The organism is Pseudoalteromonas sp. OANN1 (genome assembly GCF_024124685.1).
In the GTDB taxonomy this organism is placed as follows: Bacteria; Pseudomonadota; Gammaproteobacteria; order Enterobacterales; family Alteromonadaceae; genus Pseudoalteromonas; species Pseudoalteromonas piscicida.
The window spans coordinates 191,272-206,658 of the sequence record NZ_JAMXSE010000002.1 but is presented as its reverse complement, the minus strand read 5'-3'; the positions used below and the strand labels follow the sequence as shown (position 1 = coordinate 206,658).

Genomic DNA, 15,387 nt, shown 5'->3' with positions numbered 1-15,387 from the left:
GGTATGGATCACAGAACGCAGCGATTCGTGGCAATTTATAATGAAATAGACAAATACTGCCTCGGTAAATTGGCTTCAATCTACACCGAGGACATTAGTTTCGTGGATCCTTTTCATAAAATTCAAGGACTTGATGCGCTAACGAGTTATTTTCAGGGGCTATATGAGAATGTCTCTGAAATCGAATTTCTCGTTACGAACGCCTATCAAGTTGATGACGTCAGCTTTATCTACTGGACTATGTCCTATCAACACCCCAAGCTAAATGGCGGTAAGATTATAGAGGTCGATGGTCATAGCCGTTTGAGTTTTATTGGCGAAAAAGTGGCGCAACATCGGGATTACTTTGACAGTGCGCAAATGCTGTATCGCCAAGTCCCACTACTCGGTGGTGTTATTCGGCTATTAGATAAAAGGATCACGGCATGAGTAACATTTTAATTACTGGCGCAACATCAGGAATAGGTAAAGGTCTTGCTGAATTTTACGCAAAACAGTCCCATCAAGTAACAGCTTGTGGCCGCAACCAAGAAGTGTTAGGCGAATTAGAAAATAGCGTAGGCGCGAAGAGCAAAGCATTTGATTTAACAAACCGCGATGAGATAGAAAACAACTTCAAAGATATTGACGGCTTGGATCTCGTGATCCTCAACGCAGGTGGTTGTGAGTATATCGATAATCCCAACCAATTTGACGGCCATTTGTTTGAGCGAGTAATGCATATCAACGTCATCTCACTCGGCCATTGCCTAGACGTATTACTGCCAAAAATGAAAACAGGTGGGCAACTTTGTATCGTAAGTTCCAGCAGTGCATTTTTACCTTTACCTCGTGCCGAAGCGTACGGTGCGTCGAAAGCGGCTGTCAGCTACTTAGCGCGTACCCTAACAGCAACATTAAAAGATATTGATGTCACCTTAGTTCACCCTGGATTTGTAGAAACGCCGTTGACAGATAAAAACGACTTTCCGATGCCATTTATTGTAAGTGTCGATGAGGCCGTGGGTTACATTAGCAAAGGAATAGAAAAGCGCAGCAAAGAAATACATTTCCCAAAAAGATTTACTCTATTTTTAAAACTTCTAAGGTTACTGCCGTTTTCGTTGTGGTTACCTCTCGCTAAAAGGATAGCCCGTGGCTAAGATTGCAATAATTGGAAGCGGTATCTCAGGTATGACCGCAGCATACCTGTTAAGTCGTCAACATGACGTGAAAGTCTTTGAAAAAAATGATTATATTGGCGGACATACGGCAACTATTGATATTGAATACCAAGGTGAAAAGCTCGCAATTGATACTGGCTTTATCGTATTTAATGACAGAACCTATCCAAAGTTTGAAAAATTGCTGGCTGAAATTGGTGTTAGTCGCCAAGAAACCGAAATGAGCTTTAGTGTTCACAATAGTCAATCCAAGTTTGAGTACAATGGCCATTCACTCCGTACGCTATTCGCACAGAAGCGTAACCTACTGAGGCCAACTTTCTGGCGATTGCTAAAGGATATTGTGCGTTTCAATGGTCTTTGTAAGTCATTGTATGAAAAAGACGACTATCGAGGTGTTGAAACGCTTGGCAAGCTGCTACAGCAGCACCAATTTAATGAGTTTTTTAAGCTGCATTACATCTTGCCGATGGGCGCCGCGATCTGGTCAACCAGCATCAAAGAAATGCTCGACTTTGAAGCTAAATTCTTTGTCCAGTTTTTCTTCAACCATGGGCTATTGGACATCACAAATCGTCCTCAATGGTATGTTATCCCTGGAGGTTCAAGGGAGTACATTCAACCATTAGTGGCAGAATTTAAAGACAATATTGTGCTTAATGCCGACATCGAGACAGTAGTTCGTGATGAATCTGGTGTCACCATCGTCTTCAAAGATGGCCGTAATGAGTACTTCGATAAAGTCGTCTTTGCATGTCATAGCGATCAGACTTTAGCTTTACTAAATACACCATCGAGTGATGAGCAAGCGATACTTGGCGCTATCCCTTATACTGCAAACTCAGTGGTGCTACACACTGACACTCGTTTATTGCCAAAGCGTTCTCTGGCGTGGGCGAGTTGGAACTATTTATTAAACGAAGCGACGGACAAAGCTGCTGTTGTCACCTATCAAATGAACATACTGCAGGGGCTTGACGCCAAACATCAATACTGTGTCACGTTAAATCATGATGAAGGGATAGCTGAAGACAAAGTGATCCGCCGCTTTGTCTATCATCATCCGGTTTTCAATACCACCAGCATTGCGGCTCAAAAACGTAAAGCCGATATTGATGGTAAACACCATAGTTATTTTTGCGGTGCGTACTGGTTCAACGGCTTTCATGAAGATGGTGTGAGAAGTGCGGTAGATGTGGCCGAGCAGTTGGGTATTTCATTTTGAACAGTGCAATACTGGTTGGTAAAGTTCGGCATCGGCGATTCGCTCATGCCGAGCATGCTTTTTCTTACCCCATGTATATGATGTGGCTAGATTTAAGTGAGCTTGACGCACTCAATAGTATTTCATCGAAGTTTGGTACATCTGGCTTAAAACTGCTTAAATTCAATCAAGCTGACTATATCCTCACAGAAGGTGAAAGCTTAGTTGAGCGCGCACGTGCTAAGTCAAATGCGCTTGGTAAACCCGTTTCTTCACAAACAAAAGTATATTTAATGGCGCAAATACGCTGTTTAGGCTTTTACTTCAGTCCGGTTAATTTCTACTTTTTTGAAGACGAGAAGGGTTCTGGTTTTAGCCATATGCTCGCAGAGGTGAGTAACACGCCTTGGAATGAGCGTCATTTTTATTTAGTTGAATTAAATAAAGAAGTGAACTTTAAAAAGCAATTTCACGTATCACCTTTTATGAATTTGGATATGCACTACCATTGGAAAGTGAAGCCGCCCGGTAATAATACGCTAATCCATATTGAAAATAGAAAAGGTGACGAATTGCTATTTGATGCCACGATGACGCTCAAAAAGCAGGAACTCAATGAAGCAAATATCAATCAGTTGCTCAAGCGGTTTCCTGCAATGACATGGAGCATAGCTAAAGGTATCTACTGGCAAGCGTTGAAGTTATTTTTAAAAAAAGTGCCTTTTGTTGGGCACCCCGGAAGAGTATAAGATGGAAAATACCACGACAATATCCTCATCAATTTCGCTTTCTACATTCGATAGAGTGTACAAAAAGCTCGTCTTTGGCGCGTTGAATACCTTAGAAACCGGAAAAGTGGTACTTGTCGAAGGCGACCAAAAATACTGTTTTGGTGAGTCAGAAACAAGCCTAAGCGTTGATATTTATGTTCATTCAGCGCAAATGTATAAGCTATTTGCACTTGGCGGCAGTGTCGGCGCAGGTGAATCTTACATTCTTGGTCACTGGAGTTGTTCGGATTTAACCAAGCTGATTGAGATCTTCGTCCTAAACCAAGCTCAGCTAGATGCGTTTGAAAATAAGTTTGCATTTTTCTCCGGCATTGCGAATAAGATAAAACATATTAAAAACAAAAATTCAAAACAAGGCTCAAAGCGCAATATTGTCGCCCACTATGACCTTGGTAATGACTTGTATGAATCGTTTTTAAGTGAAGAAATGCTTTACTCTAGTGCAGTGTATCCCTCAAAGGAGGCATCGCTTGAAGAAGCGCAGCAATATAAGTTAGCCGCAATCTGTAAGCGCTTGGATCTTCAGCCAACTGACAAAGTTGTTGAGATTGGCACTGGCTGGGGCGCATTTGCAGTCTATGCTGCAAAACACTATGGCTGTCATATAACCACAACAACTATTTCAGAAGAGCAGCATGCGTACGTAAAAGCATTGATTGAAAAAGAAGGGTTGCAGCAGCACATCACACTACTAAAACAAGATTATCGCGAATTGGATGGCCAATACGACAAGCTGGTGTCTATCGAAATGATTGAAGCGGTTGGACACGCGTATTTATCGGGCTTTTTTGCCAAATGCAACGACTTGCTAAAACCGACAGGCGCAATGCTGATTCAAGCCATTACCATCGCTTGCCAGCGTTATCAGCATTACCTCAAGCAATCGGATTTCATTCAGCAGTACATTTTCCCTGGCGGTTGTCTTCCTTCCGTGAGTGAAATGAGCAAACAAATCGTAAATTCCACCGATATGGTTGTCCATGAACTCCATGATATCGGTCTGCACTATGCCAGAACGCTATACGACTGGCGTGTTCGGTTTGAAAAAGCATGGCCTTCGCTTGATAGCAAACGTTTCGATGAACGCTTTTATCGCCTTTGGCAATTTTATTTATGCTACTGCGAAGGGGCGTTTAAACAAAGAGCAACTAGTGCCGTGCATTTAGTCGCCAGAAAACCTAGATACCAGTCAAATGTCTGTACTCAAACATTGGATTACTAACGCGCTACTCTTCCAAAGTATTTGGTTTGCTGCATTATTTTTTCAAGCAGACGCGCTTTGGTTGATGTTGGCAGGCTGTCTCGTCATGCTCGCAGGGCACCAAAATAAGCGTCTCAATTTGGTGCTTGCACTCGTAGGTTCCGCCATAGGAATGAGCATTGAATTGATTGCGGTCAACACTCAGCTCATCAATTACCAAGGTAGTGAATTACTTCCACTTTGGCTTTGGGTTTTGTGGATAGCATTGGTGCTGACAATAAATAATGCGCTTTCCAAACTATTAACGTTCAAAGCGCCGATATTATTAGTGGTATTTTTGGTCTGCGCGCCACCTAGCTATCTTGGCGCAGCTAACTTTGATGTAGTTTCTATCTCAATGCCTTGGTACATTTTTTGGCCAGCATTTGGCGCACTGTGGAGTGTGGGGTTCTATCTGATAGTGAGTTTTAATCGCATTTTATGGGGTACAAAGCTTGCGCAGTTGCCAGCAAATTGATAGCGTTTGATTACAAACCCACAGGATCCGGGGCGAAACGCAATAAAATAATAAATATTTCGTCGAATTTCGCAATTTTGGGGTTGCACATAAACGCAAAATGCATAAACATAGGTTTTGCTTAGGCAAATTATAAAGTTATAGGAATCTAATAATGAATAAAGCTCAACTAGTTGAAAAGATGGCGGCAGACGCAGAGATTTCAAAAGCAGCGGCAACCCGTGCTTTAGAAGCGTTTACTGGCGCAGTAACTAACACACTAAAAGATGGCGGTTCTGTTGCTTTAGTTGGTTTTGGCACATTCTCAGTAAAAGAGCGCGCTGCGCGTACTGGTCGTAACCCACAAACTGGCGCTGAAATCCAAATCCCAGCTGCGAACATTCCTTCGTTCAAAGCAGGTAAAGGCCTAAAAGACCAAGTAAATCCTTAATCCACTCGCTGGACAAGAAAAACCTCCCAAGTTGGAGGTTTTTTTATACCTCTCATATTCATTATATTTGATAGCGCTATCTTGAATTTGCTACTATCACCCCAATCTCGTATTTTTATCTAATAAGTTGTTTAATCAGTTTTCATGAAGCGTTCTAACCTTTTCGCCGTTATGTCATTACTCATGTTGTTATGGGTAGCTGCTGCGTGCGCGACAGGAACGCCTGATAATCACTTATCCCATACTTCTGATCCGCACAGCACGAGCTTCGAAAACATCACCCAAAAGGGCCTCGCTGACTCCAATCAGTTACCCAGTAAGCCAAGTCCTGCGAATCCAATAAAGCTCAGTGGTGAAACCACGCATCACGAAAAGGGCTTATTGCCGGAACGCGAGCGTACTAGTCACCCTAGTTATTTTCTACATCCTAAACAACAAGCCGAATATGCGCTTGTATTTGAGCTTGCAGCAGAAAAATATGTACCGGCATCAGTCTATGACATCAATAGACCTAAACCCATACCTTGGTATATGTGTGATACTCGGCCAAATAATGGCTTTATCGACAACTGTAAGCCGGCAAACTTAACCTTCAAAGGCAGCCTCAACTTCGCCTCTTAATCATTATCTACTACCAATAAAGCACCCAAATAGTAGTTTTTGATACCAGCACCCTAACGCCTGTATGACCAGTACTCGTTAGCAAATCGGTATCGCTCAGATAGATAATGGAAAAATATGAAAGATATAAATTCGCCAACGAGGTCATCAACCCCTCGTGGTACAACCGCGCGTGCAAAACGCTTTTTTACCGCGCTTATTGTGTTCCTGTTGCTCCTTTGTGCACTACCAAACTTGTATCCCAATAAGAATTTGATTCAAATTCAAGCAAGTAGTAACGAGGCTGTGTCTCTGTCGCTGCCTGAGCTTAAATCTCAACTAGAAGGCGAGGGATTCAAAGTCAAGCAAATCGAGTCTCATCAAGGTGGCTATTTAGTTGAACTTGAAAACCGCACGCTAACCGCCGAAGCGCGTGCTTATATGGCTGAGTCTCACTCAAAGCTAAGTGTTAAGGTTGTTAGTGCTTCAACAATGCCACAGTGGTTAGAAAGCACAGGACTCAAACCTATCAAGCTAGGACTAGACTTGGACGGCGGTGTGTTGTTCGTACTCAAGGTGGACACAGAACAAGCGGCGCAAAATAAACTTCAGTCACTCGCAGACGAAGCCAATAGCCTACGGATCAAAAATCGTTATCGTAACCTATCTATTCCTCAAGTTATCAGTGGCGAGCAGGTTGAGGTCATTGCTAAAGCGCAAGGGCAAAATGAACTCGTTGCGCTTACTGCGACACTGCGCGAGCTCTATCCACAATTTACCAGTACAACTCATAAACAAGGCAGTTTAACGAAAGTGAATTTCCGTTTTGCCGAAGCGAAAAAAGCAGAGTTCGATAAGCAGTTAATGACCCAAGCGATGTCTACTTTACGCTCGCGTATTGAGGAACTTGGGATCACAGAAGCGGTTACGCAACGTCAAGGCACTAATTATATACGAATTGAACTACCTGGCGTGCAAGACCCAGAACAAGCCAAGCGTATTATCGGCGCAACAGCAAAGCTTTCATTTCATGCATTACAAGAAATGGGAGGTCAAAAATTAAAGGATAAATCTGGCGCTTTGGTTTCAGTCGACCCAGTTGCCATTTTTGGCGGGGATGAAATAGAGTCCGCAACAGCAGGAAGAGACGAATACGGAAAGCCTTTAGTGCAACTATTCTTATCTTCTCAAGGCGGTGAAAAGATAAACCGATTTTCTAGAAACAATGTTGGTAAACCAATGGCCACCGTATTCAGCGAATATTACGCGGATACAAAAGGAGAGATTAAGCGCAAAACGGAAGTGATTTCAGTAGCCACTATTCAACAAGTATTAAATACCCGATTCAGTATTACCAATATGCAGTCAATGGAACGCGCGCAGGAGTTAGCATTATTGTTGCGGGCGGGTTCTCTAGACGCACCAATCACCATTGTGAAAGAGCAAACCATTGGTCCTTCATTGGGCGAAAAGAATATTGAAAGCGGCTTTAAAGCTTTGGCGTTAGGGCTAAGCCTAACTTTGCTGTTTATGGCAGTATGGTATCGCAAGCTAGGCGCAGTGGCCATTACCTCATTACTGGTAAATTTAGTTTGCCTGATTGGATTAATGTCGCTGCTTCCTGGTGTTGTGCTTACCTTACCCGGCATTGCGGGCCTAGTTTTGACTATCGGTATGGCCGTCGACACCAATGTGATTATTTTTGAGCGAGTTCGCGAATTACGACGTAAAGGCATCGGGATGGTTACTGCATTAAAGCAAGGTTATCAACAAGCCATGTCGAGTATTATCGATGCTAACTTAACCACGATGATAACTGCTCTTATCCTACTCGGTATCGGTTATGGACCAGTAAAAGGGTTCGCGATCACCTTGGCGCTGGGCATAGTAACCAGTATTTTCGCCGGTGTGGTCGTCTCCGGTATGTTATCAGAATCTCTTTATTCAAAATCACGTAAAGGCGTAAAGTAAAATGACAAGTAAAACGCAAAAGGCAAGGTTCGTCGGGCTAATTTCTGGATTGTTACTTGTCCTTGCAAGTCTCATAGCCATCACCCAAAAAGGCATTGTATTAGGCCAAGACTTTACCGGCGGTTACGTTACGGTTATCGACTTACCCAAGCAAAAGAGCCAAACAGAAATGCAAAACAAGCTAGCTGAGCTTGGTGTTCAAGATGCGCGAATTGATCTGCAAAACGATGGTAGCTGGCGAGTTTTCCAAACCCCTGAGTCCACCGATGAAGCACACGTCAAACAGTGGATAGAAGGACTTGAAACACAATGGCAAGCAAGCGTATTAGACGCCAGTTATCTTGGTGCGCAGGTGGGTAATGAGTTAATCGAACAAGGTGGCCTTGCAGGTATATTCGCATTACTTAGTGTATTGATTTACTTGGCGTTTAGATTTGAGTGGCGCTTAGCGGTCTCCGCAAGTATCGCGCTTTTTCATGATGTGATTGTGACGCTAGGTTTGTTTGCAATAACGCAAGTAGAATTTGACTTAACCGTGCTTGCAGCGCTGCTGGCGATTATTGGTTACTCACTCAACGATTCGATTGTGATTGGTGACAGAGTTAGAGAGCTTTTGTTCGAAGAGCAGTGGAAAAACAGTCCCGTGGGCAATACCATAGACCAAGCGATAAAGGATTCAATGAGCCGCACGCTTATCACCTCATTAACGACGCTCACAACGGTGTTAGCGATATGGTGGTTAGGCGGCGCAGGACTTAATAGTTTTGCCATGGCGTTGTGTTGTGGCATTCTCATTGGTACTTTGTCTTCCTTGGCAATTAGCGCAACTTTACCGCAGTTTTTAGGCTTGTCGTTTAACAACTACCTAAAAGAAGAATCTGAGGCAGCGAAACAGCAACTCGCTGAGCCATAAGCGTTATATTCGATTTAGGTTAAAAAAGTAGCGATTGCTCTTTTTTAACCTTGTCGTGCTGATGTATAATCCGCACTTCGAAAGGAGCCGGATAAGGATTAATGTCAAAATATAGTTATCAGACTCGGTGCGGGAAAGTAACCCTCTGGACCGAGCAAAATATCCTCTTTGCCTGTTTCGAAGGAAATATTAATGAGTCTATGATCCATTATTTTTCTAGGGCATTAGAGCAATGTCGAGCTGAGATCCATTCTTCGACATGGGGTTACGTAAGTTATTCCGAAAAGGCCATAGCTGCGACACCAGAAGCCTACAAGTTACTGGTAAACACAGCAAAGCGCTGTTTGCAGTTAGGCTGTGTTAGTGCTGCGTATGTGTTGAAGTCGGCAATTGCGAAAAGCCAGATTGAAAAAATGCGCAAAGAAATTGGCATGCCAGAGCCATTAGATCAAGTTTTATTTGCTGATGTAAGCGCTGCCATTGAGTTTGTAAAAAGTACTTTAGCTACACCTGAAAAGTTGTCGGTATAAGACATCCTAATTCTATATAAGTGACGTTGCCTATTGGGACGAGCATTTATAATCAGTTTGATTGCGCCTTCACTGTTAAGGCCTCATTGGGCCGCATCTCGCAACGTGCGATGATGCGGTTGTTTTTATCTTCTTCCTGTCTAAGCAACATACCTTCGTCATTCTTTGTCCACCACACAAACCCATCACCTTGATATTTTGCACCGCTGGCTGAACGAGCAATCTTCATCTTAACCACTTGTTCGTTAAAATGGACAGTAGCCTTATCACTGTCGTTGTAGTCAACCTTTATCACCGAATCATTATCACATTGATAGCGGCTAAGTGTTTCACTAAGCTCAATTTTACGATTTGAGATGTCCTCGCCACATGCACTGAGAACAGCGCTAATTAAAACAGCAAAGGCAATTTGAGATTTCATAAACAGACTCCGGCGAGAAAAAGACGGTATCTGATAATTTAGCGTAAGCGGATGAAGTTAAGGTGAATAGTGTGGTTACAAGGCAATAAAAAGCAGCATAAAAAAGGCCCAACGGGCCTTTAAACATGATTACAAGTTATTAATCCTTTACTGGAATGGTATTGGGGGGACTCTGCGCTTCACGTATTTTTGGCGTGTATAATCGCTTAGTCATCGCCGTAAAGAAAATAGGCGTAAACAATAGACCAAATAAGGTAACCCCTATCATTCCTGAAAATACTGCAATCCCCATGGTTTCGCGCATTTCAGCACCCGCACCAGTTGCTAGTACCAGAGGTACAGCCCCTGCGGTAAAGGCAATTGATGTCATCAAAATAGGACGTAAACGTAGTTTACATGCCTCAATAATTGACTCCAAATTAGTCTTGCCTTGCTCGTACTCTTCTTTTGCAAATTCCACCATTAGGATTGCGTTTTTGCACGCTAAAGCAACCAAAACGATAAGAGCAATCTGGGTAAAGATATTATTATCGCCGCCTGTTAGCCACACCCCAACCAATGCTGACAGTATGGTCATTGGCACAATGAGGATGATTGCAAATGGTAGCTTTAGGCTTTCGTATTGCGATGCCAAAACCATAAACACCAAGAGTACAACCAGTGGGAAGATATACACCATCACATTACCCGCGAGGATCTGCTGATAGGTGACTTCAGTCCACTCAAATGCCATGCCTTCGCTAAGCGTTTCGTTTAGCACTGCTTCAATTGCCATTTGCGCTTGATCCGAAGAATATCCGGGCGCAGGGCTGCCATTTAACTCGGCAGTAGGGTACCCGTTATAGTGCATAACGCGATCAGGCCCCGTTGTCGGCGTGACTTTGAGTACCGCGCCAAGTGGCACCATTTGACCGTAGTTGTTTCTTACTTTGTAAGACAGAATCTGTGCAGGATCTGCCCGAAAATTAGCGTCAGCCTGAGCGGTAACCTGATAAGTGCGACCAAATAAGTTAAAGTCATTGACGTACATTGAACCTAAATAGATCTGTAATGCATTAAACACTTCCTCGAGCGGTACGCCTTGTACCATTGCTTGCTCACGGTCGATATCAATGTCCATTTGTGGTACTTGGATCCTAAAGCTTGAGTACAGTCCCATTAGCTCCGGTTGCTGCTGCGCTTTTGCGATCACTGCTTGTAAGTCAGAGAATAGCTTCTCAAAGCCAAGATTTGCTCTATCTTCAATTTGCAGTTTAAATCCACCTGTGGTGCCCAACCCTTGTATTGGTGGCGGTGGGAAAACCGCGACAAACGCTTCATCTATGATGGCAAACTTCTGATTAAGCTGCGCAGCGATTGACGACGCATACAACTCTGGTGACGTACGATTTTCAAATTTATCTAGGGCAACAAATACAATCCCGCTATTTGGGCTGTTTGTAAAACCATTTACTGAAAGCCCAGGGAAAGACACGGAATGTAAAACGCCTGGAGTCTGTAGTGCAATTTGTTCCATCTCACGTACAACGGCTTCTGTTCTATCCAAACTTGCAGCGTCTGGCAGTTGGGCAATCGCAACAAGATACTGTTTGTCCTGTTGTGGAATAAAGCCGCCAGGGATGGTGCTAAACAACTTAGTAGTAGCAAAAATTAACCCTAAATAAACCACCAACACAATGGTGCTCAATCTAATAAGCTTTTTTACTAGTCCAACATAACCGTGAGCTGCCTTATCAAAAAAGCGATTAAACGGTTTGAATAACCACTGACCAAACAATTTATCTAACACTACTGTGAGTTTGTCTGGTTTAGCACCGTGCGGCTTTAATAGTAGTGCAGCTAGCGCTGGTGATAATGTTAATGAGTTAAATGCCGAGATCAGCGTCGAAATCGTGATCGTGAGGGCAAACTGTTTGTAAAACTGGCCTGACAAGCCGGTAATAAAAGCAGTTGGAATAAACACCGCACAAAGCACCAATGCAATCGCTATAATAGGGCCTGTCACCTCTGACATCGCTTGTTTAGTTGCTTCAAAGGGCGCAAGGCCGTTTTCAATATTACGCTCAACGTTTTCAACCACGACGATGGCATCATCGACCACTATACCGATTGCGAGTACCAAACCGAACAACGACAAAGTATTGATAGAAACACCAAGCCACTGCATTGCAGCAAAGGTACCAACTAACGATACTGGCACTGCCACGAGCGGAATAATAGAAGCGCGCCATGTTTGCAAGAATAAGATAACGACTAATACCACAAGTACAATGGCTTCTAATAATGTCGAAATTACCGCATCGATTGAGCCGCGAACAAAGATTGTCGGATCGTAAACGATATCGTATTCAACCCCTTCAGGAAAACGTGTCGATAACTCTTTCATGGTTTCACGCACCTGATCCGACAGCTCTATCGCATTAGAGCCAGGACGCTGAAAAATCGGCATTGCCACCGCTTCGTTACCATCTAGCAACGCTCTTAATGCGTAGTTATCTTGTCCAAGCTCAACTCGACCAATATCTTTGAGCCTAGTGATCGCGCCATCGCTCGATACGCTAACAATAATATTGTCAAATTCACTGGTATCTGCCAAACGGCCTTTAACGTTTAACAGAATTTGAAATTGATTTTCATTCGTTGTAGGTTGAGCACCTAAAGAGCCAGCTGCTACTTGGCGGTTTTGTTGCTGGATTGCTCGGACCACATCGCTTGCGGTTAAGTTTCTTTCAGCCAATTGCTCGGGGTTTAGCCATATCCGCAACGCGTATTTACCGCCGCCGAATAGCTTTACATCACCCACTCCCGGCAAACGCGCAATCTGATCTTTGACATAAATATCGGCATAGTTAGAGAGGTAGCTTGTATCATGCGAGCCACTTGGCGATACCAAGTGCACCACCATAGTGAGATCTGGAGACGCCTTCTCAGCCACAACCCCTAAACGTTGTACTTCTTGCGGTAACCTTGGAATAGCGCTATTTACACGGTTTTGCACTTGAACTTGGGCACGGTCAAGGTCAGTGCCAAGTGCAAAAGTCACGGTAAGCGTTAAACGACCATCACTGGTTGCTTGAGAAAACATATACAGCATGTTCTCAACACCATTGATCTCTTGCTCAAGTGGCGTTGCAACGGTTTCAGCAATGACTTTTGGGTTTGCACCGGGATAGGTTGCAGATACCACAACCGTCGGCGGCACCACCTCTGGATACTCGCTCACGGGAAGCTGAAATAGGGAAATGGCCCCTGCGATTAATATCACGAGCGACATCATCGCCGCAAAAATAGGGCGCTTAATGAAAAAATGGGAAAATTTCATTATTAGTTTAATCCTTGTGAAGAATCGCTTGGCGTCATCGCAACCACTTCTGTGGCAATGTTATCTGGCAAGGTAAGCGTCACGGAATTTGGGCTTATCGGCATGCCTGGTCCTACACGCGCAGGACCATTAACAGCGATACGCTCTCCTGCGGCTAAACCCGACTCAACAGCACGAAATTCGCCATAGCGGTTACCCAGTGTGATCAGACGATATTCAAGTGTATTAGCGTCGTTGACGACAAGAACAAAACGATTTTTAAGATCTGTACCCACTGCGCGGTCTGGAATTAATACTCGATCGTTTTGCTCACCGGATGAAAGACTCACTCGCGCAAACGAGCCAGGTCGTAATTGTCCACTGTGATTATCAAAAGAAGCGCGTACTTTTAGGGTTCCGGAGTGTTCATCAATGGCGTTGTCAATAAAGTCTAGCTCACCCATGACTGGCTGTGACTCACGGCCCAATAGCTGTAATTTCACAGGAAGCGGCTCACCTTCCGTCACTGATGCAAACTGGCTATTCCAAGTGCGCTCGTCGATATCAAAGTACGCATACATCTTGTCGGTTGCGACTATCGTAGTGAGCAAGGTGTCGTTTGCTCTAATGGTGTTACCTTGAGTGACCTCTGCAAATGAAATTTTACCGCTGATTGGTGCTGTGATCTTGCTAAACTCTAAGTTTAACTGAGCTGCTTTATATGAAGCGCGAAGTGCATCTAGTTCGGCTTCACGCTGTGCGGTAAGCGAAACACGGGCATCGACTTCTTCGGTTGAAATCGCTTTTTGCTTGCTTAAACGAAGCGCACGCGCTGACTCACTTTTTGCTTGCGAAAGGGCTGCTTCGGCACGTTTCACTTGTGCGGCAAGGCTGGCAACCTCAGCCAAGAAAGTTCTATCGTCCAGCTCAAATAAAACATCGCCTTGGTGCACCGTATCTCCTTCTTTGAAGTTTACCGAGCTGATAACACCTGTGACCCGAGCGCGAAGTGCGACTTCGTTTGGAGAAGAGAGGCGTGTTGTATAGGTGTGCCAATCAGCAATACTAATTTGCGGTGTTGCTGCTACATCAATTGGTTGAAGAGGCGGAGTTTGACTGCTTGCCTGCTCAGCTTCGCCACATGCACTTAGCAGTAGCAAAGCAGAAATAATCGTTGCGAGTTGCGTTGGTTTTAACATAGTTCCTCCTTTGTGTATGGAGGTAACTATACGTTTCATTTGTTGCATTAAACATAAGTGAAATGGAATATAATTGGTGCCAAACTAGAATCAATCGATGTAAATAACGAAATCAAAATGTCTTTTTTGTGTGATTTGCGCGAGATCTAAGATAAATCTTCCCGATTGATTTAAAATAACAAAAAGCCTAACGGAATTGAATTATGTCTAACGCTAACCATTTACAACCCCTACTGAGTGGCGTGCTCAATAAAAGTGACGATGCAGTTGCTATTGTTAGCAACAAGTCGATTCTTGAATTTTGTAATAAAGCAATGACAAAGCTAATCGGACAACCCTCGTCTCACATAACAGGGCGTACACTGAGTAATATCTTTGACCCACAAACAGACGATGCGTTTGATGACAGAATCGACGGCGATGAACTCACGGAATGGTTTTTAGGCTTAAGCAACGGCTGTGAATTAGACTATCCAGAAATTGAAATTGATACCTTAAGCGGTGAGTTCTTCAGATTACGATGTTTTTCGCTGCAAGATGATACCTTTGTTATCTACGGAGATAACATCACCACAACAAAAGCAATGCATAGCGAACTCGAACACTTACGTAAAGAACTTGATTTTATTACCAAAACTGATCCATTAACGGGCGTCGCCAGTCGTAGGCAGCTAAGCGATAAAATTGACAGTCAAATTAGGTTATATGAACGTTACAGAACACCATTTAGTGTGATATTGACCGACCTCGATAATTTCCGTGCAATTAACGAGCAATTTGGCCATGAAGCAGGGGACATAGTGCTGGTTCATGTAAGCTCGCTACTCTCAGAAATGTTACGAGACACGGATTTAATAGCTCGGCTAGGTGGAGAGGAATTTGCCCTGGTACTCCCTAATACCGGCTTAGAGGGGGCAATCTTAGTCGCCGAGCGGGCACGCATTATGATAGAGCAGGCATCATTTCAAATTGCAGTCGGTGAAGAGGTCGATATTACCAGTTCATTTGGGGTTGCAGAATTTGGCGCAGGTGAGTCTGGCGTTGAAAGCATTATTCGTCGTGCAGATACGATGTTACAAGAAGCCAAAAGCAGTGGCAGAAATCGAGTTGTTCCAAATCCGCACTAATTAAGACCAATCGTTAAAT

At 43.7% G+C, this 15,387-nt stretch carries 15 protein-coding genes; 12 read left to right on the top strand and 3 right to left on the bottom strand.

Annotation, left to right across the window (positions count from 1 at the left end; all coding sequences use genetic code 11):
• Window positions 1–3 precede the first annotated feature (3 nt).
• The 11 genes from NH462_RS02920 (at window position 4) to NH462_RS02870 (ending at window position 9,320) form a co-directional block, all read left to right on the top strand.
• Window positions 4–429: a nuclear transport factor 2 family protein gene (locus NH462_RS02920; RefSeq protein WP_253103823.1), complete on the top strand. Its 426-nt coding sequence runs from the start codon at window positions 4–6 to the stop codon at window positions 427–429.
• Window positions 426–1,142: an SDR family NAD(P)-dependent oxidoreductase gene (locus NH462_RS02915; protein ID WP_253103821.1), complete on the top strand. Its 717-nt coding sequence runs from the start codon at window positions 426–428 to the stop codon at window positions 1,140–1,142. Before NH462_RS02920 ends, NH462_RS02915 begins: the two co-directional genes overlap by 4 nt.
• The gene (locus tag NH462_RS02910) at window positions 1,135–2,388 is read left to right on the top strand and encodes an FAD-dependent oxidoreductase (RefSeq protein ID WP_253103819.1); all 1,254 of its coding nucleotides are present in this window, start codon (window positions 1,135–1,137) and stop codon (window positions 2,386–2,388) included. The genes NH462_RS02915 and NH462_RS02910 overlap by 8 nt, the downstream gene beginning before the upstream one ends.
• Window positions 2,385–3,116, top strand: a complete 732-nt coding sequence (locus NH462_RS02905) for a DUF1365 domain-containing protein (RefSeq protein ID WP_253103816.1) — start codon at window positions 2,385–2,387, stop codon at window positions 3,114–3,116. Before NH462_RS02910 ends, NH462_RS02905 begins: the two co-directional genes overlap by 4 nt.
• A gap of 1 nt (window position 3,117) precedes the next feature.
• A complete protein-coding gene (locus NH462_RS02900) occupies window positions 3,118–4,380 on the top strand; it encodes a cyclopropane-fatty-acyl-phospholipid synthase family protein (protein ID WP_253103813.1) in 1,263 nt (420 codons plus the stop codon).
• A complete protein-coding gene (locus NH462_RS02895; protein WP_253103810.1) occupies window positions 4,352–4,876 on the top strand; it encodes a DUF2878 family protein in 525 nt (174 codons plus the stop codon). Before NH462_RS02900 ends, NH462_RS02895 begins: the two co-directional genes overlap by 29 nt.
• 154 nt (window positions 4,877–5,030) lie before the next feature.
• A complete protein-coding gene (locus tag NH462_RS02890) occupies window positions 5,031–5,306 on the top strand; it encodes an HU family DNA-binding protein (protein WP_010377204.1) in 276 nt (91 codons plus the stop codon).
• Window positions 5,307–5,450: 144 nt separating this feature from the next.
• Window positions 5,451–5,927 (top strand): hypothetical protein, encoded by a 477-nt coding sequence (locus tag NH462_RS02885; protein WP_253103796.1) that lies wholly within the window; start codon window positions 5,451–5,453, stop codon window positions 5,925–5,927.
• Window positions 5,928–6,044: 117 nt separating this feature from the next.
• Window positions 6,045–7,877: a protein translocase subunit SecD gene (secD, locus tag NH462_RS02880; RefSeq protein ID WP_253103793.1), complete on the top strand. Its 1,833-nt coding sequence runs from the start codon at window positions 6,045–6,047 to the stop codon at window positions 7,875–7,877.
• 1 nt (window position 7,878) lies between these two features.
• A complete protein-coding gene (gene secF, locus NH462_RS02875; protein WP_253103790.1) occupies window positions 7,879–8,790 on the top strand; it encodes a protein translocase subunit SecF in 912 nt (303 codons plus the stop codon).
• A 101-nt stretch (window positions 8,791–8,891) separates the two neighbouring features.
• Entirely contained in the window at window positions 8,892–9,320 is a 429-nt protein-coding gene (locus NH462_RS02870; protein WP_253103787.1) for a hypothetical protein, read from the top strand.
• Window positions 9,321–9,372: 52 nt separating this feature from the next.
• On the opposite strand, the gene NH462_RS02865 is transcribed toward NH462_RS02870, so the two are convergent.
• From NH462_RS02865 to NH462_RS02855, 3 genes are all read right to left on the bottom strand, one after another.
• A complete protein-coding gene (locus NH462_RS02865) occupies window positions 9,373–9,741 on the bottom strand; it encodes an MliC family protein (protein ID WP_010605442.1) in 369 nt (122 codons plus the stop codon).
• A 139-nt stretch (window positions 9,742–9,880) separates the two neighbouring features.
• Window positions 9,881–13,063 carry a multidrug efflux RND transporter permease subunit gene (locus tag NH462_RS02860; protein WP_253103784.1) on the bottom strand — a complete coding sequence of 1,061 codons (3,183 nt, stop codon included), beginning with the start codon at window positions 13,061–13,063 and terminating at the stop codon, window positions 9,881–9,883.
• A gap of 2 nt (window positions 13,064–13,065) precedes the next feature.
• The gene (locus tag NH462_RS02855) at window positions 13,066–14,241 is read right to left on the bottom strand and encodes an efflux RND transporter periplasmic adaptor subunit (RefSeq protein ID WP_010377218.1); all 1,176 of its coding nucleotides are present in this window, start codon (window positions 14,239–14,241) and stop codon (window positions 13,066–13,068) included.
• Window positions 14,242–14,444: 203 nt separating this feature from the next.
• On the opposite strand from NH462_RS02855, the gene NH462_RS02850 reads away from it, so the two are divergent.
• A complete protein-coding gene (locus tag NH462_RS02850) occupies window positions 14,445–15,368 on the top strand; it encodes a sensor domain-containing diguanylate cyclase (RefSeq protein ID WP_253103781.1) in 924 nt (307 codons plus the stop codon).
• Window positions 15,369–15,387: the final 19 nt, after the last annotated feature.